24 protein-coding genes and 4 pseudogenes are annotated in these 26,268 nt (G+C 41.6%); 7 read left to right on the top strand and 21 right to left on the bottom strand.

The window, feature by feature from the left end:
• Positions 1-108: 108 nt before the first annotated feature.
• From NYZ99_RS00910 to NYZ99_RS00820, 21 genes and pseudogenes are all read right to left on the bottom strand, one after another.
• The gene (locus NYZ99_RS00910) at positions 109-1,656 is read right to left on the bottom strand and encodes an aldehyde dehydrogenase (NADP(+)) (RefSeq protein WP_260573078.1); all 1,548 of its coding nucleotides are present in this window, start codon (positions 1,654-1,656) and stop codon (positions 109-111) included.
• Positions 1,657-1,748: 92 nt separating this feature from the next.
• Positions 1,749-3,363, bottom strand: a pseudogene (locus NYZ99_RS00905) (UxaA family hydrolase).
• Positions 3,364-3,369: 6 nt separating this feature from the next.
• A complete protein-coding gene (locus tag NYZ99_RS00900) occupies positions 3,370-4,512 on the bottom strand; it encodes a tagaturonate reductase (protein WP_338039211.1) in 1,143 nt (380 codons plus the stop codon).
• A complete protein-coding gene (locus NYZ99_RS20890; RefSeq protein ID WP_338039210.1) occupies positions 4,472-4,816 on the bottom strand; it encodes a mannitol dehydrogenase family protein in 345 nt (114 codons plus the stop codon). The genes NYZ99_RS00900 and NYZ99_RS20890 overlap by 41 nt, the downstream gene beginning before the upstream one ends.
• 20 nt (positions 4,817-4,836) lie before the next feature.
• Positions 4,837-6,134: pseudogene (locus NYZ99_RS00895) on the bottom strand (TRAP transporter large permease).
• The gene (locus NYZ99_RS00890; protein ID WP_260573077.1) at positions 6,134-6,592 is read right to left on the bottom strand and encodes a TRAP transporter small permease; all 459 of its coding nucleotides are present in this window, start codon (positions 6,590-6,592) and stop codon (positions 6,134-6,136) included. Before NYZ99_RS00890 ends, NYZ99_RS00895 begins: the two are co-directional and overlap by 1 nt.
• Positions 6,593-6,595: 3 nt before the next feature.
• Positions 6,596-7,339 (bottom strand): TRAP transporter substrate-binding protein, encoded by a 744-nt coding sequence (locus NYZ99_RS00885; RefSeq protein WP_338039209.1) that lies wholly within the window; start codon positions 7,337-7,339, stop codon positions 6,596-6,598.
• Positions 7,275-7,574 (bottom strand): hypothetical protein, encoded by a 300-nt coding sequence (locus NYZ99_RS20885; protein ID WP_338039208.1) that lies wholly within the window; start codon positions 7,572-7,574, stop codon positions 7,275-7,277. Before NYZ99_RS20885 ends, NYZ99_RS00885 begins: the two co-directional genes overlap by 65 nt.
• Before the next feature lie 7 nt (positions 7,575-7,581).
• A complete protein-coding gene (locus NYZ99_RS00880) occupies positions 7,582-8,250 on the bottom strand; it encodes a bifunctional 4-hydroxy-2-oxoglutarate aldolase/2-dehydro-3-deoxy-phosphogluconate aldolase (RefSeq protein ID WP_260573076.1) in 669 nt (222 codons plus the stop codon).
• Positions 8,251-8,288: 38 nt separating this feature from the next.
• The gene (locus tag NYZ99_RS00875; RefSeq protein ID WP_260573075.1) at positions 8,289-9,329 is read right to left on the bottom strand and encodes a sugar kinase; all 1,041 of its coding nucleotides are present in this window, start codon (positions 9,327-9,329) and stop codon (positions 8,289-8,291) included.
• A gap of 113 nt (positions 9,330-9,442) precedes the next feature.
• Positions 9,443-10,847: pseudogene (gene uxaC, locus NYZ99_RS00870) on the bottom strand (glucuronate isomerase).
• 286 nt (positions 10,848-11,133) lie between these two features.
• Complete coding sequence (locus NYZ99_RS00865) at positions 11,134-11,484, bottom strand: hypothetical protein (RefSeq protein ID WP_260573074.1); 351 nt, start codon at positions 11,482-11,484, stop codon at positions 11,134-11,136.
• Positions 11,451-12,098, bottom strand: a complete 648-nt coding sequence (locus tag NYZ99_RS00860; protein WP_260573073.1) for a c-type cytochrome domain-containing protein — start codon at positions 12,096-12,098, stop codon at positions 11,451-11,453. Before NYZ99_RS00860 ends, NYZ99_RS00865 begins: the two co-directional genes overlap by 34 nt.
• Before the next feature lie 87 nt (positions 12,099-12,185).
• Positions 12,186-12,425, bottom strand: a complete 240-nt coding sequence (locus NYZ99_RS00855) for a DUF2231 domain-containing protein (RefSeq protein ID WP_260573071.1) — start codon at positions 12,423-12,425, stop codon at positions 12,186-12,188.
• Between the two features lie 9 nt (positions 12,426-12,434).
• Positions 12,435-12,632 carry a hypothetical protein gene (locus NYZ99_RS00850; RefSeq protein WP_260573070.1) on the bottom strand — a complete coding sequence of 66 codons (198 nt, stop codon included), beginning with the start codon at positions 12,630-12,632 and terminating at the stop codon, positions 12,435-12,437.
• Complete coding sequence (locus NYZ99_RS00845; protein WP_260573069.1) at positions 12,599-13,321, bottom strand: sugar phosphate isomerase/epimerase family protein; 723 nt, start codon at positions 13,319-13,321, stop codon at positions 12,599-12,601. Before NYZ99_RS00845 ends, NYZ99_RS00850 begins: the two co-directional genes overlap by 34 nt.
• Before the next feature lie 28 nt (positions 13,322-13,349).
• Positions 13,350-13,945 (bottom strand): annotated as a pseudogene (locus NYZ99_RS00840) (DUF1501 domain-containing protein).
• Between the two features lie 37 nt (positions 13,946-13,982).
• Entirely contained in the window at positions 13,983-14,534 is a 552-nt protein-coding gene (locus NYZ99_RS00835; RefSeq protein WP_260573068.1) for a DUF1501 domain-containing protein, read from the bottom strand.
• Positions 14,535-14,888: 354 nt separating this feature from the next.
• A complete protein-coding gene (locus NYZ99_RS00830; RefSeq protein WP_260573066.1) occupies positions 14,889-15,494 on the bottom strand; it encodes a DUF1553 domain-containing protein in 606 nt (201 codons plus the stop codon).
• Positions 15,412-15,738 carry a DUF1553 domain-containing protein gene (locus tag NYZ99_RS00825; protein ID WP_260573065.1) on the bottom strand — a complete coding sequence of 109 codons (327 nt, stop codon included), beginning with the start codon at positions 15,736-15,738 and terminating at the stop codon, positions 15,412-15,414. Before NYZ99_RS00825 ends, NYZ99_RS00830 begins: the two co-directional genes overlap by 83 nt.
• 11 nt (positions 15,739-15,749) lie before the next feature.
• Positions 15,750-17,639, bottom strand: a complete 1,890-nt coding sequence (locus NYZ99_RS00820) for a DUF1549 domain-containing protein (protein ID WP_260573064.1) — start codon at positions 17,637-17,639, stop codon at positions 15,750-15,752.
• 258 nt (positions 17,640-17,897) lie between these two features.
• On the opposite strand from NYZ99_RS00820, the gene NYZ99_RS20880 reads away from it, so the two are divergent.
• From NYZ99_RS20880 to NYZ99_RS00795, 7 genes are all read left to right on the top strand, one after another.
• Entirely contained in the window at positions 17,898-18,575 is a 678-nt protein-coding gene (locus NYZ99_RS20880; RefSeq protein ID WP_338039207.1) for a galactokinase, read from the top strand.
• A 207-nt stretch (positions 18,576-18,782) separates the two neighbouring features.
• Positions 18,783-19,016, top strand: coding sequence for a hypothetical protein (locus tag NYZ99_RS20875; protein ID WP_338039206.1), 234 nt, complete (start codon positions 18,783-18,785; stop codon positions 19,014-19,016).
• Positions 19,017-19,355: 339 nt separating this feature from the next.
• Positions 19,356-20,672, top strand: a complete 1,317-nt coding sequence (locus tag NYZ99_RS00810; RefSeq protein ID WP_260573063.1) for a tyrosine-type recombinase/integrase — start codon at positions 19,356-19,358, stop codon at positions 20,670-20,672.
• Between the two features lie 841 nt (positions 20,673-21,513).
• On the top strand, positions 21,514-22,275 hold the full coding sequence (locus tag NYZ99_RS00805) for a hypothetical protein (RefSeq protein ID WP_260573062.1): 762 nt from the start codon (positions 21,514-21,516) through the stop codon (positions 22,273-22,275).
• Positions 22,272-24,668 carry a TonB-dependent receptor gene (locus NYZ99_RS00800; protein ID WP_338039205.1) on the top strand — a complete coding sequence of 799 codons (2,397 nt, stop codon included), beginning with the start codon at positions 22,272-22,274 and terminating at the stop codon, positions 24,666-24,668. The genes NYZ99_RS00805 and NYZ99_RS00800 overlap by 4 nt, the downstream gene beginning before the upstream one ends.
• Positions 24,669-24,730: 62 nt before the next feature.
• Complete coding sequence (locus NYZ99_RS20870) at positions 24,731-25,027, top strand: hypothetical protein (protein WP_338039204.1); 297 nt, start codon at positions 24,731-24,733, stop codon at positions 25,025-25,027.
• A gap of 12 nt (positions 25,028-25,039) precedes the next feature.
• Positions 25,040-26,221 carry a DUF4249 domain-containing protein gene (locus NYZ99_RS00795; RefSeq protein WP_260573061.1) on the top strand — a complete coding sequence of 394 codons (1,182 nt, stop codon included), beginning with the start codon at positions 25,040-25,042 and terminating at the stop codon, positions 26,219-26,221.
• The last annotated feature ends 47 nt before the right edge of the window (positions 26,222-26,268 follow it).

The following is a 26,268-nucleotide window of genomic DNA, read 5'->3' as shown; positions in this document are numbered from 1 at the left end:
GTTGATTATCTTAAAACCACAGATTCAGTAACAAAAAAATTCCTGAAAAACCTTAGGATGGCTATTCCAGGAATTAAATACTATGAGGGTTAAGCCCTCTATTAAAATTTATACGGACTTTATAGAGAATTCCCCGTCCACCAATCTCCAAATGCCTAACGGATTGTCGTTTTTAAGTTCTTGTGGTAATAGGCTTTCCGGGTAATCCTGGTAACAAACAGGCCTTACAAAACGCTTTATGGCATTGGTTCCGACTGACGTTGAACTCGGTGCTGTGGTCGCGGGAAAAGGCCCACCATGTACCATAGAATGACAAACTTCTACCCCTGTTGGATATCCATTGACCAAAACCCGACCTACCTTTTGCTCCAGGATTTCAAACAACTCGGCATACTCGGACAAATCCTCTTCCGTACCGTGGACAGTAGCTGTTAGATGCCCCTCTAGTTCACGGGCAGCTTTCAACAAATCCTCCTTTGTGGATGCTTCCACTACGATTGAAGACGGTCCAAAATTTTCTTCAGAGAGTTCGTTGTTTTTAAGATACGCATCCATGGTCGTTTTAAAGACTTTTGAACTGACTCCAAAAGTACCATTAGAAGCCTTGCCCTCTCCAACAATACTCAGGTCATGTGTATTTGAAAATGTTTCCAAACCCTTTTTGTAGGCCGATTGAATACCTTCCGTTAACATGATGGCTGGTTCAGTATCTTTTATTTTTTCGGAAAGAACCTCCAAAAACTCCGCCGAATTTTCTCCCTCGGTGTAAAAGCTAAGTCCTGGATTGGTACAAAACTGGCCTACGCCCATATTTAAGGAGTTAGAATATCCTTCCGCCAATAGGGAGGCACGTTCCTTTAGGGCTCCTGGTAATATGAACATAGGATTGGTGCTACCCATTTCAGAAAAAACGGGGATAGGAACAGGCCTAGAATTGGCATAATTGAAAATTGCCATACCTCCTTTGTAAGAACCCGTAAAGCCAACGGCCTTTATTTCGGCATGTTTTACCAGGTCCTCACCTACTTGAATGGAAGTCCCTTGAACCAAGGAAAAAACACCTTCTGGTAGACCTGTTTTTTTAATCGCTTTTTGAATAGCCCCTGCAATCATTTCTGTTGTCCCTGGATGTGCCGGGTGCCCTTTATAGACTACTGGGCATCCTGCCGCCAAGGCAGAAGCGGTATCTCCACCTGCCGTTGAAAAAGCCAATGGAAAATTGCTAGCTCCAAAGACCGCCACTGGACCCAATGGAATCAACATATGCCGTATATCGGATTTTGGCAAAGGTTCCCTATTGGGTTGTGCCAAATCAATCCTAGCGTCCACCCAAGAACCTTCCCTTACGACACTGGCGAACATTCTTAACTGGTTCATGGTTCTTCCACGCTCGCCAGTAAGTCGGCCCAAAGGTAAGGCTGTTTCCAAATGACAGCGGTCCAATAAAGTATCCCCTAACGCTAGTATTTCATCGGCAATGGTTTCTAAAAAATTTGCCTTGGTTTCATTGTCCAGCTTCCTGTAGGTTTGAAACGCTAGTGCTGCTTTTTTGGCCACGATATCCACATCTTTCCAAGTGGAGTTCTTAAATTCGCCTTCCAGTTTTTCTCCAGTTGCCGGATTTATTGCTTGATAATAGGTTATTTCTTTACTCATTTTTTGTTCCTTTTCTTCTTACTTCTACAATACCCCTAAAATTAGGCATTGTAGTAGAGCTGACCTCAGCTAACCTGCAAGATTTTGAATTTTTAAAGGGACACGCCCCGTTTCCAAGGGATAAAATCGTCTTGACCCAAGATATCAGCCTTGGACAAAACCTCTCCGCTAGCAACTTTGATAAGATACTCCAATAGTTCTTCTCCCATTTCTTTAATGGATTTCTCCCCCCTAATTACGGCTCCTGTATCCATATCTATAATATCGGGCATTTTTTGGGCCAATTCCGTATTGGAGGACACTTTGATTACGGGTGCGATCGGGTTTCCCGTAGGGGTTCCCAAACCGGTCGTGAAGACGACTACATTGGCACCAGATCCCACCATTCCTGTAGTGCTTTCCACATCGTTTCCAGGCGTGCATAGTAAATTGAGACCGGGACGTGTCACGTACTCTCCGTAATCCAAAACGGACTGAATCGGGGAAGTGCCTCCTTTTTTTGCCGCTCCTGCCGACTTCATAGCATCGGTTATCAATCCGTCCTTGATATTTCCCGGTGAAGGGTTCATATCAAAACCGAGAACCTACCCGTTCTGCCGAATTCTCATAGGCCTTCATCAATTTTATAAACCGTTCTACATCTTCATCCCTAACACATCTGTTTACAAGTTCCTGCTCAACCCCGCACAGCTCCGGAAATTCAGAAAGTATGGGTGACCCGCCCACTGTGGCCAAAATATCCGAAGCATATCCCAGCGCAGGATTGGCGGAAATTCCCGAGAAGCCATCGGAACCGCCACATTCCAATCCTAATTTTAGATTGTAAAGTGGCGCCGGTTTTCTTTCAATTCTATTCGCTTCTTTGATACCCTCAAAAGATTCCAAGATGATGGTATTCAACATATCTTCGACGGTGCCCAACTGTTGCTGTTCGTAGATCAAAACCGGTTTTTCAAGGTTGGGGTCAATCCCGTGTAAGGCATCCTTTAAAAGGTTTATCTGAAGGTTTTGACAACCCAAACTTAATACCGTAGCTCCCGCTACATTGGGATTTTTAACATAGCCCGCCAATAATTTGGCCAACATTTCAGAATCTTGACGAATACCACCACAGCCCCCTTGATGGGTAATAAATTTAACCTCTACATTTTCAAAGGGCCTTTGACCCATGGTAAAATCCTCTTCACCCTTTGGGCCCTTTCCTTCAATAAGGCGTCTTAATAATAGTCGTTGCTTGCTTATTTCACCAAGACCAAATTCCTTCTCAAAAGCATCCTTCAAAATCTCTATATTTCTATTTTCACAGAATACCAAGGGGAAGAACAGCCATACATTTTTAGTACCCACTTGTCCGTCCGGTCGGTGATAGCCCATGAAGGTCCTGTCCTTCCATTTGGAAATATCGGGAGGGTTCCATGTATACCTTTCTGTTCGTCCCTGTACTCCTTCACTTTGATGCTTGACGTTTTCGATAGTTAAAAGCCCACCTTTACCGATAGGTGCGGTTGCAGTACCTACCAGTACCCCGTACATGATTATACTTTCACCTACCAATAACTCTTTTAAGGCAATCTTATGTTTGGCTTTTGTACGGTTCAACAGTTCTATGTCCTGATTTTCAAAGCGAACAATCTCCCCGGCGGATATATCTTCCAAAGCTATACCAACATTATCGGCTTCATGTACCTTTATTAACCGTTGTTTCATACTTCTTTATTTGTAGCTTTCCTCAAATTTTTCGTACCCCTCTTTTACACCGTCGGTTTCTAAAAGCCCCAAAGCCTTTTCGATAGCTGCCGGAAGCCCGTGCAATTGATTTAAATCTGTATCCCGTAAGGCGGTATTTCCCAATAGTTCTTTTACCATGTCTTCTGCGGGAAGCTGCCAAAGGTTTTTGAACGTTTTGATAATGGCATCATCATCGTTTAAAGGCACGTCCTTTCCTTTCCAACGGCCTTGATAAAAACGGATGAGACAAGCAAAGGAAAAGACGATTTTCAGCGGCATTTTTTGATACAATTCAATGTAACGCAATAGACTTGGCAGCACACGAACCTTGAATTTAGAAATAGAATTAAGGGCGATACTGGACAATTGATGTTTTATAAACGGATTTCTAAAACGATCAAAAACATCCTTGGCAAAACTTTCCAATTCTTTTTGATCCATATCCAGGGTTGGCACTACTTCCTCTAAAATTAAGGATTCAATGAAGTGCCCCGTAAACCCATCGTCCACGGTTTCCTTCACGGTTTCATTACCATATAATAATGAGAAAGGTACCATGGCGGTATGGGCCCCATTCAATATCCTGACCTTTCTTGTCCTAAATGGTTGCATATCTTCCACGATTCGGACATCCAAGGAAGTTTTATGAAATGGAAGCTTTTTCTTCAGATTATCATCCCCTTCAATAACCCATAGAAAAAAGGTCTCCGCACTTACAATAAGTTGGTCTTGATACTCCAATTGAGAATTGTATTCTTCAATAGTATCCTTTGGATACCCTGGCACAATCCTATCCACCAAAGTGTTGTGAAATGTGCAGGCATTCAAGACCCAGTTTTTAAATTCCTCCGAAAGCTTCCAAAGATCGATATACTTCAGAATAACTGTTTTCAAGGTGTCGGCGTTGTAATTGATCAGTTCACAAGGAATGATGGTCAGCCCAAAGTCCGTACTTCCATCGAAATATTGAAATCGCTCTAATAAAAAACGTGTTAGCTTCCCTGGAAATGAATTAGGCGGGGACATTTCCAACTGGTCATTCCCATCATACCGAATTCCAGCTTCGGTAGTATTGGAAATCACATACTCAAGTTCCCGCTCCTGTGCCAATTCCGAGAAATTCCTCAAAATCATCGTATGTGTTGACACCCTTGACAATGGTATCGATCAGTATCTTCTCCTGAACTTCCTCGCCTTGCTTAATACCTTTGGTGAACAAGGTATACAAACCGTCCTGTTCATTTAACAAGGCCACCATTCCATTTTCAATGGGTTGCACCACCGCTACCCCGGCATTGAACCCTACGGAGTCGTTCAATACTTTAATGGCATAATCCACAAAGGCTCTCAAAAAATTACCCTCTCCGAACTGTACCACTTTTATAGGTAAGGTATGTGAACGTATTAAGCTACCTCTGTCAAGATTTTGCATGAGCTATGTTAATTAAGGAATTATAAATCGAACAAGCTTGGCAACCACAAGCTCAATTCAGGAATGTAAGTTACCAAGAACAGGGCAATGATCATGGCCACAAATAAGGGAAGTAGGGGCTTAAATACCTTTTCGATGGTCGTTTTGGCCACACCTACGCCCACAAATAACACCGAACCGACTGGAGGGGTACAAAGGCCTATACATAGATTGAGCACCATAATGATTCCAAAATGCACAGGATCCAATCCCAATTTGGTAACGATTGGCAAAAATATAGGTGTGAATATCAAAACTGCCGGGGTCATATCCATAAAAATCCCCACAAATAGTAAAATCAAATTGATAATCAACAAGATGACAATTTTGTTGTCGCTTAGACTTAGCAGGCCCGTACTGATATCCTGGGGTATATTTTCGTAGGAAAGCGCCCAAGACATGCACATGGACGCACCAATAAGCAACATCACAATTGCAGTAGTGGCCGATGAATTGAGCAGTATCTGTGGTAAAGTGGCAACATTTATTTCCTTATAGATAAACCCAAGAACCGAGACTATACAATACCGCAATAGCGGATGCTTCCGTAGCCGTAAAGACACCCGTTACGATGCCCCCAATAACTACGACCAGCATGAACAAACTGGGCAGGGCATCCACAAACGTTTTCACCACTTGCTTAAAGCTACTTCGTTTACCTACCTTATAGTTCTTCTTCTTTGCCCACACCAAGGCGACAATCATAAGAAAAAGACCCGTTAATATCCCAGGAATATAACCCGCCAAAAATAAGGCTGCAATGGAGGCACCCCCACTGGCCAAGGAATATACAATTAGTACGTTGCTCGGGGGTATGACCAAGCCCGTAGTAGAAGAGGTAATATTTACAGCGGCTCCAAATTCCTTTGAGTATCCTTCCTTTTCCATCTCCGGATCTAAAATACTGCCCATTGCAGAAGCGGATGCCATGGCCGAACCCGCAATGGCGCCCATGAGCATGGCGGCAATTACATTGATCAATGCCAAGCCACCGGGTAGGGAACCCACCAAGGTCTTCGCAAATGCTATGAGTCGGTGCGCAATACCCCCTTTGTTCATAAGCTCTCCCGATAAAATAAAGAATGGGATGGCCAACAAGGCAAAACTGTCCGAGACCTGTAGCCATACGTTGGGAAACGGTGGTTAAAGCTGGCATTACAGGAATACTGACCAACATCGTCAACAAGGAGGATATAGCTATACTCCAAGCCACTGGTGTACCTATGGATAATAAACAGATAAAGCTGATGACCAGAATCAGAATTGGGATGTGTTCCATCATGACAACAGCTGTTTTAGATCCGAAATTTTATAGTATATGATCAATAGACCACTGATCGGAATTATGATATAGACAATTGCCAACGGCAATTGCAGTGCGGGCGATTGTTGGCCCAGTACATAGGATATATATACTAAACGGGACCCGCCGATTACAAAGGCGAAAAACACAAATAATATGACCAACACCGTCACAATGGTCTTTAGAAGCTTTTGTCTTCTTTCATTGGAGCGGGCCGGTAAAATATCGATAGCCACATGCAGGTTTCTTCCTGATACATAAGCCGCTCCCAAAACACCAATCCAAATCATTAGGTACCTCGCCAATTCATCTGTAAAGGAACTGGGGTCGCCCGTTACAAATCGGGTAAAGACTTGCCATAATACATTTAACACCATAACGGCCATGATGATTACCAGCATTCTACCCAAAATCGTGTCTACTTTCGCTCTCATGTTTTAGTTGGTTTCTTGTATCCGCTTAATTAAGGGGTATATTTCTTCATCATCCTTATAGCTTTCAAATATTGCTTCTACCTTTTCTACAAAAGGGGCCTTGTCCGGTCGAATTATTTCCACGCCTGCTTTTTCAACTTCCCGTAGGGCTTCGGCCTCTGCTTCTGCCCACAATTTTCTTTGATATTTTATGGATTTTTCCACGGAGGCGTTCAACCATTCCTGCTCTTCATCAGAAAGCTTGTTCCAAGCATAAGTCCCTATTAAAAGGGCATCCGGCAATACGGTATGTTCATCCAAGGTATAGTATTTACAAACCTCGTAATGCCGAGACAGATAAAAACTGGGAGGATTGTTTTCAGCGCCATCTACCACCCCTTGTTGTAATGAAGTATAAAGCTCACCCCATGAAATTGGAGTTGGTGACCCGCCCAATGCCTTCACCATATTTACGGCTGTAGCACTTTCCATTACCCTTATTTTTTCCCCTTCCAAATCCGAGGGTTTTAATATAGGCTTGTTCATGGTATAAAAACTACGGCTACCCGCATCATAATAGCCAAGTCCCTTTAACCAGTATTTTTCACCATCGTTCAACAACATTTTGCCAATAGGTCCATCCAATACGGTGAAGGAATGTTCCCTATCCCTAAAAAGAAATGGCAAACCCAACACTTTCATTTTAGGAGCAAAATTTTCCAGTACCCCTACGGATACTTTGGTCATATCCAAACTCCCTATTTGCAATAGTTCCGAGACATTCCCTTTCTGTACCCAATTGTTGGCTGGGATAAATCTCTAGTTTAAGTTTACCCCCGGAACGTTCCGCCAAATCCTCTCCCATGGCCACCATAGCCTTGTGAACAGAATGACTGACATCGAGTCCATGTCCCAAACGTAAGGTTTTTACGGTATTTACCTCGGAGCATCCTAACACCAAAAGTGCAGTGAACAGACGAATAAATACCTTAAATGATTTCATATGGTTATTACTTTCTAATGGATTTTATAAGTGCCAAAGTAGCCTCGACCTTTTCTGTTAAACCTTTAAAATCCTCATTTGCCAATACCTCCTTGCTGATGAGTTGTGAGCCCATTCCCACGCAAGTAACGCCGGCATCAAACCAGCCTTTAAGATTGGATTCTTCCGCGCTGACACCTCCTGTAGGCATAATACTCGTCCATGGCTGGGGATCTTTAATCGCTTTTACAAAACCCGGATAGTACGTAGAACCTGGGAATAACTTTATTATTTCACAGCCCAATTCCTCAGCCTTATTGATTTCAGTTAGTGTACCACAACCTGGTGACCACAAGACCTTTCTCCTATTACAGACCATTGCGATATCTTCTCGAAGTGATGGGGTAACAATGAAATTGGCACCCATCTGCATGAACATACTGGCTGCCCCGGCATCAGTAATAGAGCCTACGCCCATTATCATCCCCGGAAGTTCCTTTACAGCATATTTGTTGAGTTCCAAAAAGACCTCGAAAGCAAAATCGCCGCGAGCAGTAAATTCCATGAGTCGCGCACCACCTTCGTAACAGGCCTTGATTACCTTTTTACCCAATTCGATATCAGGGTGATAAAATAACGGGACCATCCCGGTTTCCTTCATTACCTGGGCCACTTCCAACCTAGAATATTGTGCCATATATGTTGTTGTTAATGATTATTATTGGTATTCTAAAATTATCTCGCCACCCTCCCGCAGGCATCACCTCCCATGAGCTTTTCTACTTCGGATACGGTGACAAGGTTAGCGTCACCTTTGATCGTATGTTTCAAACAGGAAGCTGCAACGGCAAAGTCCAATGCGGTCCGGTCGTCTCCATCATACTTCATTAATCCATAGATAAGTCCGCCCATAAAGGAATCTCCGCCACCTACTCTATCGACAATATCCGTAATCTGATACTGCCTAGTCTCATACATGGTACTACCATCCCAAAGGACACCCGCCCAAGTGTTGTGCGAGGCCGATATGGATCCTCGCAGGGTTGTAATTACTTTTTTCGCTTTTGGAAATTTTTCCATCATCTGTTTGCAGACAGAAAGAAAGGCCTCCGCTTTTACCTCCTGCCCATCCTTATGGACATCCGGACCTTCCGGATGGATTCCAAAATGCTTTTCGGCATCTTCTTCATTGCCCAAAATAATATCGCAATAAGAAGTCAATTCTGTCATGATCTTTTCCCTATCGCCTCCGTAATTCCGGAGTTTGGCCCTGTAATTAAGGTCCGTAGAAATGGTGATACCCTTTTTGTCCGCGGCCTTCACGGCTTCCAAACAAACATCGGCCGCACCCTGGGAAATGGCCGGGGTTATCCCGATCCAATGGAACCATCCCACACCTTCAAAAACGCTATCCCAATTAATCATCCCTGGTTTGATCTCTGCAATGGCAGAATGCGCCCTGTCATAGATTACCTTACTCCCACGGCTTACCGCCCCGGTCTCCAAAAAATAGATTCCCAATCGGTCACCACCGTAAACGATTTTATCCGTTCCCACCCCTCTCTTTCTCATTTCCATCAAGGCACATTCCCCGATATCATTTTTGGGAAGACGAGTTACAAAATCTACCGGAACCCCATAATTGGCCAAGGAGACGGCCACGTTGGACTCCCCTCCCCCATAGACCACATCGAACTCATTGGCCTGTGAGAACCTTAAAAAACCCGGAGGTGACAACCTCAACATAATTTCACCAAAAGTGACAACTCTTTTCATCTGTTTATTTTTATTGTTTTGCAACGGTCACAAGTAACATCCTAATAATCATTCCGCTGTGTATCCTAAGTCCCGTCTTGGATGTTTCATTGCTGTATGTACTTCTTTATTTTTTAAAAATTGAAATATTCCTTGGCGTTCCTGTAACAGATATCCTGAACAATGCCTCCTACCAATCCCAAATCCTGGGGAATTTCGCCGTTTTGCATTTCCTGGCCAAAAAGGTTGCAAAGCACTCTTCTAAAATATTCATGTCCGGGATAGGACAAAAAACTTCGGAATCTGTGAGCATTCCTATAAAACAACTGATCAATCCCATATTGGAAAGCGCGTTCAACTGTTTGGTCATTCCATCTTTTTGGTCCAAGAACCACCACCCGGAACCGAATTGCATTTTCCCTTTGACACGGCCATCATTGAAGTTCCCGATCATGGTCGCCAGCACCTCGTTATCAGAGGGATTGAGATTGTATAAAATAGTTTTCGCAAGGGTATCTCGCTCATCCAAGGTATTCAAGAACCCTGAAAGACTTTCAGCTTGCTTATAATCCCCAATGGAATCCCAACCTGTGTCCGGGCCCAATAAACGGTTCATTCGCGAGTTGTTATTACGTAAGGCCCCGAGATGAAACTGTTGAACCCAATTACGCCTATGATATTGTTCACATAAGAACAACAATAAAGCGGTCTCGGAATTTCTCTTCATCTTCAATAGCCAGGGACTTACCCTCCCTTCTTTTTTGGAAAATTCCTTCAACTTCCTGATCCGTAAATGCCCTAAAAGGAAGATAGCTTAAACCATGATCTGATAAGGTACATCCGTTTGTCTCAAAATAATCCAATCGTAGGGAAAGGGCATCGCATAGTGACTTAAAAGAATCTATGGTAACCCCACTTACTTCGGACAATTTTTCCAAATAATCCGAGATACTCATTTTTTCCAATCAAGATGGACTTATCCGGACGAAACGCCGTGCTCACCTTAACCGAAAAATCACTCTTGGCCAGTTTTGCATGATGGTGCAAACTGTCGATAGGGTCTTCCGTCGTACATACCACCTCCACATTCATATTCTTTATCAGATTTTGGCAACTAAATTCCGGTCTGTGTAATTTATTGGTGACCTCGTCATAAATCTCGTTGGCACTTCCTTCGTTTAGAAGGTCATCGATACCAAAATACCGCTTCAACTCTAAATGTGTCCAATGATATAGTGGATTTCTGAGTGTATAGGGAACCGTTTGGGCCCACTTCTGAAACTTCTCTCGATCCGGTGCGATTCCCGTAATGTATTTTTCGTCGATACCAAACGTACGCATGGCCCTCCACTTATAATGATCTCCATCAATCCAGATTTTGGTCAAGTTTTCAAACTGGTGATCCTTGGCGATCTCTGCTGGAGGAAGGTGACAATGGTAATCGATGATGGGCATGGATGCCGCATAATTGTGGTAAAGTTCCTCCGCAAATGTATTATGTAATAAAAAGGTATCTGTAATAAAGTTGGTTTTCACCATAGTATGTCTAACATTTTTCCTGCTTTCCTATAAAGGGCTGTAAAAGTTAGCATAAATTATTGAACTGTTGTTGGGATCCCAAATAATACTTCGATAAGAAATGACAGATTAGGTTTATGCCTATACTAATAACAGATTCGCAAATAAAAATTAAGATAAACCATATCAACAAAAACCTTTGATTTCAATACACTATACTATCCGAAGCGATAACAGGCAAATTATAATTTCCATACTCTAAAACTATATTTCCGTCACCAAGGGAATGTGAACCACTTTTGTCCTTTTACGGGTTGAACAAATACACCTTTTTTAGGCTTTTGAATTCCTGTAATTTGCTCAAATTACCATCATCGAATCCGCTATGGGATACGTTGATACTTTTAAGATGTTCCAAAGAAGTCAGCAGCTCAATTTGGTCTCCCGTAATTATGGTATTGTCCATTTTCAACACCGTAAGGTTTGGAAGGGAGGAAAGGTTGTTGAAAATGGCATCCGATATTTGGGTGCCTCCTAAGTCCAGTACGGCAATTTGTTCTCTTATAGGTAGAAGATGTTCAAAATATGTATCATCAAAACTGGGTAAATTAAGTGCGGATACCCTTAAATAGTTGGTAGCTTCGCTAATAGGCTCCACATGAAGTCCGATCTCTTTGACCTTTGCGATACTGTCCTGCGCGGCGGCCGAACATCTTTATCGGGATAATCCGTTTCTATAGTTTTAGGAAAAAAGGAAGCAAATAGCGATTTCTCTAAACCCATTTCCCCAATAGTTTTGTCAAAGGACATACCATTTTCTATCCATACCCCTATTAAGGCTATCTCTTCTTTGGAGGGCTGCTTTTTTCCATCAGGCGGCATATGATTATCATCCTCCCTTGGTAGTTCCATTCGTTTAAAAAGGTCACTTTCAGCTGGATGATTCGCCATTACCACGGGTGCGTTTTCCCCGCTGGTCTCTATGCCCTCCCTAGTATTCAAAAGTAAATCGCCTTTAGCCTTTTTGGGGTTGTGACAACTGACACAATTATTGTTGAGAATGGGTTCTACCAATTCCGTATAAAGAACCGCATTTTGCCAATCATCTTCTGAAAGCACAATTTCCTTCTCCTCAAAAACTTCATAGCCCAAGGCTACCTTCACCCTATTGGGCAAAGGTTCTACTAAGTAGTCCTCTCCATGGGTAATATTCCCTCCCTGATGACCCGTAAAGGAAATCAGTATGAACATAAAAATCGACAAAACCACCATGGGAATTTTAGGGAATACCTTTTTTTCTGAGATACCACCCAACCTAGCCCAAAGTATAAAACAAAAAAATGCCGTTACAATCCCGGATCAAAGGTGTAATTTGACCGAATCATAGGCATAGCCTTCACCCGGATATTGAAGATATCCTGTTAGGCAAGCGAGAATGGCCGAGTAACCTGCCCACAGATACACTTTACCTATAACCTCCTTAAATGCCTTTCGTCGCCTAAAATATACTTGCAGGAGAAGTCCCAAAATGATGAAACCTATGGGCAAGTGCACAATAAGCGGATGTAACCTTCCTAAAAGTTGTTTGAGAATATCCATGACTATTCTTTACTGAAGCCCCAACCGCTCCTTAATAATTTTCATCATATACAGATTCGCCTTCCACTGGTCTGCCACGGGCACCCTGGTATGAGGCAATGTTGGCATATAGGTAGCGGGATCAAACTCCGTTGTAAGGGTAAATGTATCGTTCGTTTTCCAATGATTTCTAATCACCTCTTCCCAAATAGCAAGATGCCTGTCCACGGCATTTTTCCATTCGGGGCTTCAGGGTCATTTACCTGAGGTCCTTCGGCATGACCCACCCTGGCGTGTAGGTGGCCCGTGCGCGATATCACCTCCTTTAGCTCTTCGTCGTGACCCTCCAATAAAGATTCATGCACCACCATCCAATGGCTTATGTCCAAATTTAATCTTAACTCCGGGATTTTTGACAGATACGCTTTTGTGTCCGGCAGATTATAACTAAATCGACCTCGGTGGGTTTCATGGTAAATGGGAATTTTAGTCTCAGCTGCAATTTTATTGGTGATATCTATAAAAGCCTTATTCTGTTCAAAGGAGAAAAAATCGCTGCCCGTATGGCAATTGATATATACTGGAGACCATAAAGTCAATTTCCTTAAATGTTCCTTATACGCTTTTAAGCTTTCCTCAAAAGGCAAAGATTTATTGGTCCCGTTTAAGAATCCAATTTTAAGGTCGTGCTTTTCCAATGCCTCTCGTAACGCAATTTGATCTTCCGCAGCGGATGGAAGCCAAACCTCGATCCCATCATAACCGGCGGCTTTTGTTTTTTCACAAAATGCATCCATGGAGATAGTTCTTCCCCAGTCTGTCTGAAAGAATAGAACGGTCTTTTCTTGTCCATGTCCTTTCATGACTAGGATCATAAAAAATAAAAACGACAGTACTCTATAAGGCTGAAAAATCATTGGTTCTCTATTTAAGAGTCTAAAAAAATCAAGCAAGAATTTGATGGATTACTTCTCCTTCAACATCCGTTAACCGAAAGGGCCTCCCTTGAAAATCAAAAGTAAACTGCTCATGGTCAAAGCCCAACAAATGCAAAATAGTGGCGTGGACATCGTGTACCGACACCCTTCCATCTATTCCTGAAAAACCAATTTCATCTGTTTGTCCATGGGATGCTCCCTTCTTGATTCCACCACCGGCCATCCACATGGTAAAGGCATCCCCATGATGGTCTCTGCCTTTAAAGCCCATAGTTTTGCCTTCCCTATTTTCCTGCATAGGCGTTCGGCCGAACTCACCACCCCAAACAACGAGTGTGTCCTCTAGAAGCCCTCGTTGCTTTAAATCCAACAACAAGGCAGTCATAGGTCTATCGATCTCCCTACATTTATTCTTTAATCCTAAGTCGACTGCGGTACTAGGATCGGTACCATGGGCATCCCATCCCCAGTCAAACAATTGCACAAAACGTACGCCGTCCTCCACCAACTTTCGGCCAAAAGACAATTGTTCGCAAAGGACTCCTTGCCAGGCTCCACACCATACATCTCCTTAATATATTCCGGTTCATTGTTGATGTTCATTACCTCCGGCACGGCAATCTGCATCCTATAGGCCATTTCATACTGATTTATCCTTGCCAAAATTTACTGGATCGGCATATTTAGCATATTCCTTCTTGTTGATTTCGTTGATGGCTTTAATGGTATTCCTTTTTAAATCGCGCGAAATCCCGTCCGGATCTTCAATATAGAGTACAGGATCACCTTTTGATCGACACTGTACTCCTTGATATACCGATGGCAAAAAACCGCTACCCCAAACACTCTTCCCCGCACTTGGGGCTTTCCCCCCTGAAGTAAGTACGACAAAACCAGGAAGATTTTGATTTTCGGAACCGAGACCATAGGTCACCCAAGAACCGATACTAGGACGGCCCAATCTCGGACTCCCGGTATGCATGAACAGCTGTGCCGGATCATGGTTGAATTGATCAGTGTGTACGGCCTTCAAAAAAGCAACTTCGTCAACCACCTTTTTAAAATGGGGCAAATTATCGGACACCCAATTCCCGGATTCTCCTTCTTGTTTAAAGGTTGCCTGTGCATCCAGTAATTTTGGAACCCCGCGTATAAAGGCAAATTTCTTTCCTTCCGAAGGGATTGTGGACATTCCTGATTGTTAAGTCCGGCTAGTTCCGGTTTATAGTCGAACATCTCCAATTGGGAAGGCGCCCCGGCCATGTGCAGATAAATCACATTCTTAACACTGGGTGAAAATGGAGCGGGCAATGTCGCCAAAGGATTCAAATCACGCTCGGTAAAACCGGAGGTGAGTTTCGATTGTTTTTTCGGTTGATGTAAAGGATCGCATCCCAGGAAAATAGAACCTAGGGCAAGACCCCCCATTCCTGTCGCACATTGTTTGATAAAATGTCGTCTCGGTCTTAGCCTCTAGCTCCCTTTGGATCTTTTCGTGAATAAGCCTATCTACATTATTCTTCATGGTACTTTTAATTCGTTCCGATTACGCCTTGGTTAAAAATTCGTCCAAATTCATTATGGCGTTGGCCACGACCGTTAAGGCTGCCATTTTTTGTGTGGGCTTTTGCTTTAACCCGATAAAATCCATCTCCATACCCGATTGAAATTCATTCATCGCCTCATCGTACAAGTTTTTGAGAATTTCCAATTTTTCTGAATCTATAGCTGACAAAGTGGCTTTTTCATATCCCAAGGAAATACCTTTTTCAACGTCTTCTACATCCATGATTTTCGAGAATTCATAGGCGGCCTCCGGATACACAGGATCGTTCAAGGTCACCAAAGCCTGCAAAGGTGTATTGGTAACGGTACGTCGAATGGTACAGACCTCCCTACTCCCGGCATCAAAAGTGATAAAGGATGGGTACGGACTAGTTCTTTTGAGATAGGTATAAATGGCCCGTCTGTATTTGTCCTCTCCAGTGCTCTCCACCCATGATTCATTGCTGTATACGGACTGCCAAACGCCATCCGGTTGCGGAGGCATAACGCCCGGGCCATACATCTTATCGCTTAACAATCCGGAGATGGCCAATGCTTGGTCTCGTATTTGTTCTGCCGATAAACGCAATCGTAGGTCCACGGGCATACAGTTCATTATGTGGATCTTTTTGATAAAGTTCGGGTGTTGCTGTTGAACTCTGTCTATAGGTTCCCGACATTACAATTTCCTTGATGAGCGACTTCATGCTCCACTCCTGTTCGTTCATAAAACGTAACGACAACCAATCCAATAAGGCGGGATGGCTCGGCGGGTCGGACTGGGTGCCCATATCTTCCAAGGAAGCCACAATCCCCCTTCCAAAAATCTGATGCCATACCCTGTTGACCAAGGTTCTTGCCGTTAACGGGTTTTTTTACTCACCAACCATTTGGACAGTCCCAAACGGTTCTCAGGCCATTCCTCCTTAAATGGGTTAAGGGACTTTGGAGTATTGGGACTAACGGTATCACTCAGGGACAACCAACTTCCTCGTTCAAATATTCGCGTAGCCCGTGACATTTCCCTGTTGTTCTCCACCAAAATTGGAAGTTTGTCCGTTTTTGAATTCAACAGATTTAAAAAGGTTTGGTTTATAATATCATAACCCACCTCATTTGCTCCGGGAATATCTTCCAAAAATGCAAACCAAGTGATGAAACTTGTGGAAACTTGTTCCTTAATATTATCGTTTTTCGCTTCAAAATATAAATCGACTGGCCTATCTATTTTCTTGAAAGGTATTCTTCGAATAATTCTACCCTCGGTTTTATCAATTTTAAATTGGGCCAATATTTGGCCCTCGTCATTATCTTGCTTTATGGTCATTACAGTACCATTGAGAGGGGCACTGTATTCCATAAACATAAAGGATGCATCTTTTGTATGAATGTTTTTTAACTCACAGGAGCCATCTTTCCAAAGTGCCAAATATTTGGTATCAGCAAGTTCACCATTCATAAAATTTTGGGCATTATGCGCCAAATATTTGGGTTCCTTGAATAGTAAAAAATTGGCATAGGACTGAGCCATATCTTGGGAACCATATTTGCTGATCCACGAAACAACCTCGTTTCTTCTTTTTAGCTGGTCTTCATCAAAAAAGCGGATATTGGGGCTTTCATCCGGCGTATCCTCGTCCCTGGTATTATTGAAGAAGGCCAAGCTTTTATAATATTCCTCAAATTTAAAGGGGTCATAAGGGTGGCTATGGCATTGTACACATTCCATGGTCGTGCTTTGCCATACGGAATAAGTCGTATTTACCCGATCCATAACCGCAGCTACACGGAACTCCTCATCTTCGGTACCCCCTTCATCGTTGTTCATGGTATTTCTGTGGAAGGCCGTAGCTATTAATTGGTCGACCGAAGGATTGGGCAGAAGATCTCCCGCCAATTGCTCTATGGTAAATTGGTCATAATGCATATCCTTGTTAAAGGCATCTATGACCCAATCCCTATAGCGCCACATGTTCCTTCCATTATCCTTTTCATAGCCTTTGGTATCCGCATATCTTGCCAGATCTAACCACCAACTGGCCCATTTTTCACCGAAGGTTTTACGGGTCAATAGAGTGTCCACTACATTTTCATAACTCAGTTTCCCTTCCATAAAATCAGAATACAAGCTTTCTTTTGGTGGTAGGCCCGTTAAATCAAAGGCCAATCTCCGTATAATGATGTTTTTATCCGCCAAAGCATTGGGTGAAATACCTTCATTTTCCAATCGAGCCAGCACAAAGTTGTCTATCTCATTTTGTAGAAAATTATTTCCGCCCTCATCGATAATACTGGCTTTTTGTTCTATCGTAGGTACGGGCACCTTATCCGGCAATGTATATGCCCAATGTTGGCCCCATTGCGCTCCTTGATCGATCCAATCGGAAAGAAGCTGGATTTCCTCATCGGAAAGTTGAGGCTTCTCATACGGCATTCTTAATTCCGGATCATCTTCCTTCAACCTTTTTATGAATTCACTACCCGATGCATCCCCGGGAATTATGGCAGGCTTTCCCGACTCTGTCTTAGCGAAAGCCTCATCCTGAAACAATAGACTAAAACCGCCATTTTTTTTGACCCCTCCATGACACGTTATGCACTTAGTGTTCAATATTGGTTTTATCTGTGTACTAAAATCTATTTTTTCCGATGCCGTATTACAGGAATACATAAGCCATAGCCCAACCAAATAGGCCAGTCCCTTCCCTTTTTTAGAAAAAAACAATTCAATCACACCAACTATTATTTTCAAACCGGAATTATTTTAAAATCAATTCATGTTTTTAACATCCTTAAAGTTATGCAAAAAACAATAGGGATTAAGCAACTTCCTATTTGGTGATTAGTCAACGTAGGACATCCATTTGGTTTGTGATTCTTAGTCAAGAAACATCATTTGTCAAACTATTCATCATTAAATTCAACTACTTTAAATAGATTTGATACTTATGGCATTAGCGACCCGTGCCTATTAAATAGTTGAACATCTATTAAATAATGGACAAGCTTAATGAAGAAAATAAAAGTTGCCTCTCCTGGCAGAATCAACCTTATTGGAGAACATATTGATTATAATGATGGTTTTGTGTTACCCGCTGCCATAGATAAGTGTATCTATATGGTGTTTTCGGTGAATGGCCATGAAAGCCGTTGTACAATTAAAAGCCAAGGGTTTGACAGTATATTGGTGGCAAATCTAAATAAACTTGAAAAAGGCACAGAAGGATGGCATAACTATGTATTGGGAGTACTTTACGAAATACAGAAATTAAGCCCAAAACTGAGAGGATTCGATTGCCACATGGAAAGTCAAATCCCGGTAGGATCGGGGGTAAGTTCGTCTGCAGCCTTGGAATGTGGGCTGTCCTTCGGACTTAACGAGCTGTTCGATTTGGGATTTGACAAATGGGAATTGGTGAAATTGGGGCAACGTGCAGAACATAATTTTGTGGGGACAAAATGTGGTATTATGGATAAGTTTTCCTCTGTGATGGGGAAAAAAGGGCATACCATGCTATTGGATTGCCGTTCATTAGATTTTGAATACATCCCCACCAAAATAGACCCATATAAGTTATTACTGCTAAACACCAATGTTTCCCATAACCTGTCCACCGGAGAATACAATATTCGCAGAGCACAGTGCGAGGATGGTCTCGGAAATTCTATCCAAAAGATTTGGAATTGAAAAATCTTTCCGAAATGTTACACCACAAATGCTCGACAAATCCAGGAACGAATTAGGCGCTCTATTGTACAACCGATGTTCGTATGTCATAGAGGAAATACAGCGGGTACAAGATGCAGTGAAAGCCTTAAAAGCAAGGAAATTGGAAAAATTCGGCAAGCTAATGGCACAAACACATGATGGGCTTCGTAAAAAGTATGCAGTGAGTTGCCCGAACTGGATTTTCCGGTGGAGATTGCAGAAAATGATCCCTCTGTATTAGGAGCAAGAATGATGGGCGGTGGTTTTGGTGGTTGTACCTTAAACCTTATTCATGAAGACGGTATTGAGGAATTTGTTGAAAAGGCTTCAAAAGCCTATAAAGAGAAGTTTGGTATAAATCTTTCCTATTTTGTGACTGTACCTAGTCAGGGAACATCCATAATGGATATGGCATACTAATTAAAATCAGGTTTGTAAAATTGATTTTTGGCCCCACTCTTGGCCTCCTCGAAAATTCGATATTGAAAGAAGTCGAAATACTCAGGGAAACTTCCCACCCTGAAACTTTTGGAAATAAAAAAACCTTGTCATTATCGACAAGGCTTCTCTTTTGCTCCCCCTCTTGGGCTCGAACCAAGGACCTCTGATTAACAGTCGGTTCAATATTGTACTCATTTGATTTAATATGTTTCTAAAGGCCCATTTTATGGGGTTTTTATGTATATTTAAAATCAAAATAAACCATCTAAAATTAAAAAAAGCACGCCAAAAGCACGCCACTTTTTTAAATACTAAAATATGGCAACAATCAAGATAACCTTTGATAAACGGGCAGATCACAAAACAAAAGATAAAAAATTTCCACTGGTATTGCGCGTTGGGCACGCCAGTAAAACGCGTGATATACCCTTTAATTTACATTTAAAAGAGAATCAGTATGATTTTTCAACGGGAAAAATTACCGGAATAATCAACGCTACAAGACATACTAAGCGCACAAGAAAGATTTATTCAGATGTTGATTTATGGATAGATGAGCATTCAGGAGAAATTAGAAATTGGGAAATAAAAAAATTAAAATCGGAAATTGAACAATTATTCTTTAAAAAATCTCCATCGCATTCCATACTTAATCACGGAACTGTTTATCTAAATCGTCTTCGGCTCGAAGAACGTTTTTCCACAGCAAGTTCCTACGAAGATGCACTAAAAGCCTTGATTAAATTCCGTAAGAGCCTAAAAAGAGAAGATGATAGAATCTTGATTAAAACACTTTTTGAAATAAAGGATGGTAAATTAGTAGTACTTGAAAAGTATAAAAGTCTAGACATGGAAATCAAAGCCATGGACTATGCCTTTTTAAAAGATTTTAAGGCTTACATGAGCAACAGATATAAATCAAAGAATACACCGGCTATACATTTGAGAAGCTTACAGGCCATCATGAACGATGCTGGAAAAACTTATCTAGATTTAAGGGAACATAAACCTTTGTCAAGTATAAAAAAACAAAGTCATGAAAACGCTCCCGACCCATTAAGTTTAGATGATATTAGTGCTATCCGAAAATTAAGATTGGAAGCTCACACTCCTATTTGGGACACACGTAATTTCTTATTATTCATGTTTAACAACATGGGGATGAACCATTTTGATATGGCCATATTAAAGCGCTTTCAATTCAAAGATAACCGTATTAAATATTTCCGAAAGAAAACTCATTATGAAGGAGATTATTTTAGTGTTCTTCAAAACAAAGAGTCCCTTAAAATAATCGGGCATTACCTAAACGGTCAAAAAGATGACGAATACCTATTTCCGATAATTCCAAATGGCACTTCTCCTGAAAGATTGCATTTAGTAAATAATGGGAAGGTCAAGACATTTAATAAATATGCAAAGAGAATTGGAAAATTGGCAGGAATAAAAAAGAAAATTACAACTTATACACTCAGGGATACATGGACAAATATTGGATTGGATATGGGCATTGACATTCGCAAAATATCATCCGGTCTTGGGCATTCAAGCGTCCAAGTTACAGAAAAACATTACGGCAAAAGTGTCTCAGAAAAAATATTGGACGATATTAACGCCAAAATCACGGGATCTTAGAATCAAATATCTAACTGAATTCTTATAGAAGTCCTTATCTTATTTTTTAGGAGATAATCAATTACCAAATCCAGATTTAGAGTTGGATATATGTTTTTGATTTAATCAGAATTTTTATTCTATTAAAAGTAATTAAGAACTTCTTTTCCCTATCCACAAAAACAGTAAACAAATAGCACTTCGAAGAAGTAGACAGTTTTAGGACCCGCAAAACATAACTTGCTATCCGTTTCACGGATGAATTTTGACAACATGATTTTATGACCCTGTAATTTTAAAAATTACACCTATATAAAATAAGAATATATAAACCATTTGGGGCCAAGTTCTGTTTTATATGGTTTTATTACGTTTAATGTGATTCTTTAAAATCCTGTTAAAATCTGTTTATGATGATTTTGTGGCAAGGGAAAGGAAAGACTAATGGCCTTACAGCGCTATCTCTACTTTCCGGCTGACCGAGACAATCGAACAATCGAATTTGGTAGGGAGATTAATTCGGACCGGCATAGCATGCCAGCAATGGAAAGATTGGAATTGAAGGTTTGGACGACTTGCGAGGTGTTTTTGCAAAGCCTATTTTATTAGTTTACCTATTTGGCCTTACTAATAGGAAAACAGGGAATGGCCATTTAAGGCCAAAGCTGTATATCCATTTAAATTTCAATCCCAAATAATGTAAGTTTATTCTTTATCTTTAGGAATATGAAGTTGAGGCATTATGGAATTAATTAAAGGAAATTACCTTTTCCCAAGCTTAAAATCCTTTTTCATTTCGAAAGTCACCTATGAGCCAAGCGTATATGGCACATGATGTTTAATGCTAACCTTAATGGTAAACTTGAAACTTTTCAAGACTAATTTAATGAGTGTTCGCCTTATAATTTTATTATCCATTTTTTTAGAACCGTTTGTCTTATTAAGTCAATCAAACCAGGTTGATTTTTCGCGTCGTTGGTTCGATGACGTCATAGGTCAGACGAATACAGGTATTTTCAAAGGCACAGCTTACAGCAATGAATTTCGTGTAATAAACGAACAGAACCAATTCTATAAAGAGTCAGATTTTCAAACGGGTTCCGTGACCTACTCAGATCAAACATATTATGATATTTCATTAAGATACGATGTTTATAATGACCAGCTTTTAATAAGAAATGAGTCCTTGTCAAGTGAACCAATAATGGTATTTGACACAAAAGAGGTGGCCAACTTTAAAATAGGAAAAGATGCATTCGAATTTATTGAAGCTGTTTCTTCAAGGGGTGATGAACTATTCGGTTTCTTTGAAATTTTGCTTGAAAACGATTCGCTTGGCCTGTATAAGAAAAATACAAAGAAATTATTCAAACGTACCGATGAGCAGCGCATCTATTATGAATTTGTCCCTAAACATTTCTATCTTATAAAATATAAGGGGCATTATTTTCCATTAGACAAGGTCAAAGGGATGAATAAAATTTTTCCCGAATACAGCAAATCCATTTCCATTAGTTGTCGTCTTCATAAAGAGTTGAAAAAATCGAATCAGGACATTTATGTGTTGACGGTTCTCAAAGAATTGTTTCAAGAAATGTCAAAAGCCGCCCGAGAAAATCAATGAGGCTAGCCCTATTCATATCCCTAGTATTTTCTTCCGTTTTACTATCCCAGGAAAATGAGGAAAGAATTTCAATGGAGATAGGGAACCGTTCCATAGAAGAAGTTTTGACCGAGATTGAATCAATGAGCAATTTCCAATTTTACTACCCTGAAGAATGGTTGGATTTCCAAGTCCTGGACAAAACTTATAGTAATCAATCCGTTGAGATGATATTGGATGATATCTTCAAAGGTACGGATATCAATTTTTTTATTTCCTGGGACAATAGGATCATACTTACCAAAAACAATAGTATCTACGACAGCCTCCGAGAAGGCTTTTTAGTGGAAAAAAAGTCCATTGAAGATAGTACGGTAATTAAAGACCGAATACCCGGACCAACACTCCTTGCCAAGGAAAAAAACAGCACGGATGAAATTCTTGAGACTATTAGCATAGGTAAGGAAAGGCCAAACGAAACCAAGGAACTTTTAACTATATCCGGTCAGGTCACCAATGTCATGACTGGTGAAGCGATTCCCGATCTTACACTCATAGTAAGATCCCTCAATATAGGGGTCAGCACGGATGAATCAGGTTTTTATACCTTAAGGCTTCCACCGGGTGTACATTTACTGGAGACCAGTGCTATGGGTATCGAGACGACCAAAAGAAATATCATCCTGTATAACGATGGGCAATTGGACCTAAGCCTAAACGAGAGCTTGGAACAATTGGACGAGGTGACCGTCCAGGCCGATGTTATCCGAAATATTGAAGATACATCGACCGGCACCACCGGAATCGGTTCGGAGACCTCAAAAAATGTCCCCTTGGTACTGGGAGAGCGGGATGTACTTAAAATAGCGACCACCTTACCGGGTATTACCACCGCTGGTGAGGGCTCCGCAGGATTCAATGTGAGGGGAGGCAAAACCGATCAAAACCTAATTCTCTTGGACGATGCGGTGGTTTACAACCCATCTCATTTCTTCGGTTTTTTCCAAGCTATAAATCCTATTGCAATCAATGACCTTGTCGTACATAAAGGAAGTATCCCTGCTGAGTTCGGTGGCAGATTATCCTCCGTTTTTGAAATCAGTTCCAAAAACCCAAGTACAGGACAATTCAAGGGAGAGGCATCCCTCGGTCCGGTTACTACCAGTGCGGTCTTCGAAATTCCGGTAAAAGAAGATAAATCGGGACTATTGGTGGGTGGTCGCGGCACGTATTCCGACTGGGTCTTAAAGGCCTTGGACGAGGAAAACCTTGGCAATAGCCAAGCATCCTTCTACGATATCATTGCCAAATATGACCATCAAATCAATGATCGCAACGAAATACAATCTACTGCCTATTATAGTAAGGATAGGTTCAGTATCACATCCGACTCGTTGTTCAGTTATAGCAATAGATTGTTTTCAACACGTTGGAACCGCACCTTGGGCCCCAAAAGTTCGGCCAGTCTGATGCTACATAACAGTCAATATAGGTTCAATATTGACTTCGATGGCAGTTTAAACGCTAATTTCAAGCAAGGTTTTCAAATCGACGAAACCGAAGTCAAGGCGCAGTTTCGGTCATCTTTGAATAGCGAGCACACCCTAGGATATGGGATTTCAGGGAAATTGTATTCCGTGCGTCCAGGCGAAATACGCCCAAGAGGCCCCAATGATATAATTCAACCTTTGGAAGTAGCCAAGGAGCAGGGACTGGAAGCGGCAGTTTTTATTTCAAACGACCTCAAGGTTACGGAGGACCTACAACTGGATTTGGGCCTACGATACTCGTTTTACGGTGCCATGGGCCCTTCGATTCAAAGGGAGTACCTTAATGACATCCCTAAATCCGAAACGAGTGTCGCCGATACGAAGACTTTCGGCAATTTTGAAATTTTCGAAACGTATGGAGGTCCCGAACTTCGAATTTCGGCTAGATATTTAGTAAGCGATAGTTTATCTATCAAGGCCAGCTTCAACAATGCCTATCAATTTATCCATACCCTCTCAAATAATACCACTGTTTCCCCTATAGATACCTGGAAACTTTCCGATCGCAACATCAAGCCACAGAGGGCAAACCAATTCGCTCCGGGACTATATAGTAACAGTGCAAATTATGAATTAAGTCTTGAAGGTTTTTATAAGGTACAGAACAACATAGTTGATTTTAAAACGGGCGCGCAATTGCTTTTGAACCCCAATATTGAGACCAAGGTTTTACAAGGTCAAGGCAAAGCGTATGGATTGGAACTGTTGGTCCGTAAAAATGACGGAAATCTGAACGGCTGGCTGGGCTATACATATTCAAGGTCTTTTTTAAGCTGGACAGCGACTTTCCCCAGGAGCGTGTCAATGATGGAGAATTTTTCCCTTCGAATTTCGATAAGCCTCATGATTTCAGTTTGGTGTTGAATTATAAGTTGACGAGAAGATTCAGTTTTTCCGGAAACTTTATTTACCGAACCGGTAGACCGGTGACGTTCCCGGTCGGGAACTATGAATTCGGGGGTAACGAGTTTGTCCTTTACAGTGATAGGAACCAGTTTCGTATTCCGGATTATTACCGTTTGGATCTTGGATTTAATATCGAAGGAAACCATAAGATCAAAAAGTTTGCCCACAGTTTTTGGACAATTTCAGTATATAATGTGTTAGGCAGAAACAATCCGTATTCGGTGTTTTTTGTTTCCCAGGACGGGGACATAAAGGCATTGCAAAGCTCGATTTTTGCAATTCCCATTCCCTCGATTACCTATAATTTTAAATTTTAAACATTGGACAAGATGCCATATTCCATACAAATAGAAAAAGTCGCCAAGGTCCTTATGACCCTGGTGTTTTTGACCGTTTTATGGAATTGTACCGAACCCTATCAAGGCGATGTGGAAGGTTTTGACGATGTACTGGTAGTCAACGCTGTTATTACCAATGAAATGAAAAGGCAGTCGATCCGTTTGGCGCGATCCTATCGTTTTGAGGAAGATGGACCCGTTCCCGAGGAAGCGGCTATTGTACAAATAGAAACGGAAAATGGCCCCATATCTTTTGATGAAGTAAATCCCGGCGAGTATTTATCGAGTACTCCTTTTGCCGCTGAGATAGGTGAAAAATACACTTTGGCGATCATCACTGCCAATGGCGGATCCTACCTATCGGAGACCATGCAATTGCCCGTTTCCGAAACTACTATCGACGAACTTTATGCCGAACGTATGGTCAATGACAATGGTCAGGATGGAATGGGCATTTTTGTAGATACGTTCGATGCCTCGGGAGAATCCGTGTTTTATAGGTATGAATTTGAGGAAACGTACAAGATCATAGCCCCACTTTGGAGTCCCGAAGATGTTGTCTTTGTCATACAATTGTCCACGGGTCCGGACTTCAATATCATTTTGCGGGAGCGTGAAGAACGTATTTGCTATGGTAGCGGACAATCCAGAATAATCAATGTAGCCAACACCACAAGCTTTAGCCAGGATAGGTTGAGCAAGTATCCCATTCACTTTATAAGCCGGGACAATTATATCCTTTCCCACCGCTATAGTATCCTGGTCAAACAATTTGTCCAGTCCCCCGAAGCCTATTCCTTTTATGAGAAATTAAAGGGACTTACCCAATCCTCCACCAATATCTTTTCTGAGGATCAGCCCGGATTTTTGGCCGGGAACATTGTTTCCCTGGAGAATGAAAATGAAAATGTAGCCGGTTTCTTTGAAGTCGCCGCCGTGGATGAAAAAAGGATATTCTTTGATTATGAAGACTTTTTCCCTGGGGAGGATTTGCCTCCCTATTATCAGGAATGCCGACTTGCGACTATAGACGGCGAAAATCTAAAGGATGCCGTTTTATCGGAAACTCAAGTTTACTATGATTTTGCGGGAGGTTATAGGATGACCTCAAGACCTTGCGGTGATTGTACTGTATTGGGCAGCAACAAAGTACCCGATTTTTGGATCGAATAACTATTTATATTTTGAAACGACTATTGTTTTTTCCGGTTTTTCTGTCA

Origin of the sequence: Maribacter litopenaei, from assembly GCF_025244665.1 — a bacterium.
Taxonomy (GTDB): Bacteria; Bacteroidota; Bacteroidia; order Flavobacteriales; family Flavobacteriaceae; genus Maribacter; species Maribacter litopenaei.
Note: the sequence above shows the minus strand (reverse complement) of the source record. Positions and strands in the feature narration are given on the sequence as shown.

What these genes read in the sequence shown, in the direction of transcription:
- NYZ99_RS00910 (WP_260573078.1), bottom strand. Translation starts at nt 1,656, where the DNA reads ATGAGTAAAGAAATAACCTATTATCAAGCAATAAATCCGGCAACTGGA.
- NYZ99_RS20890 (WP_338039210.1), bottom strand. Translation starts at nt 4,816, where the DNA reads ATGCAAAATCTTGACAGAGGTAGCTTAATACGTTCACATACCTTACCT.
- NYZ99_RS00890 (WP_260573077.1), bottom strand. Translation starts at nt 6,592, where the DNA reads ATGAGAGCGAAAGTAGACACGATTTTGGGTAGAATGCTGGTAATCATC.
- NYZ99_RS20885 (WP_338039208.1), bottom strand. Translation starts at nt 7,574, where the DNA reads ATGAAATCATTTAAGGTATTTATTCGTCTGTTCACTGCACTTTTGGTG.
- NYZ99_RS00880 (WP_260573076.1), bottom strand. Translation starts at nt 8,250, where the DNA reads ATGGCACAATATTCTAGGTTGGAAGTGGCCCAGGTAATGAAGGAAACC.
- NYZ99_RS00875 (WP_260573075.1), bottom strand. Translation starts at nt 9,329, where the DNA reads ATGAAAAGAGTTGTCACTTTTGGTGAAATTATGTTGAGGTTGTCACCT.
- NYZ99_RS00860 (WP_260573073.1), bottom strand. Translation starts at nt 12,098, where the DNA reads ATGGTGGTTTTGTCGATTTTTATGTTCATACTGATTTCCTTTACGGGT.
- NYZ99_RS00855 (WP_260573071.1), bottom strand. Translation starts at nt 12,425, where the DNA reads ATGGATATTCTCAAACAACTTTTAGGAAGGTTACATCCGCTTATTGTG.
- NYZ99_RS00845 (WP_260573069.1), bottom strand. Translation starts at nt 13,321, where the DNA reads ATGATTTTTCAGCCTTATAGAGTACTGTCGTTTTTATTTTTTATGATC.
- NYZ99_RS00835 (WP_260573068.1), bottom strand. Translation starts at nt 14,534, where the DNA reads ATGTCCACAATCCCTTCGGAAGGAAAGAAATTTGCCTTTATACGCGGG.
- NYZ99_RS00830 (WP_260573066.1), bottom strand. Translation starts at nt 15,494, where the DNA reads ATGCCCGTGGACCTACGATTGCGTTTATCGGCAGAACAAATACGAGAC.
- NYZ99_RS20880 (WP_338039207.1), top strand. Translation starts at nt 17,898, where the DNA reads ATGAAGAAAATAAAAGTTGCCTCTCCTGGCAGAATCAACCTTATTGGA.
- NYZ99_RS00810 (WP_260573063.1), top strand. Translation starts at nt 19,356, where the DNA reads ATGGCAACAATCAAGATAACCTTTGATAAACGGGCAGATCACAAAACA.
- NYZ99_RS00800 (WP_338039205.1), top strand. Translation starts at nt 22,272, where the DNA reads ATGAGGCTAGCCCTATTCATATCCCTAGTATTTTCTTCCGTTTTACTA.
- NYZ99_RS00795 (WP_260573061.1), top strand. Translation starts at nt 25,040, where the DNA reads ATGCCATATTCCATACAAATAGAAAAAGTCGCCAAGGTCCTTATGACC.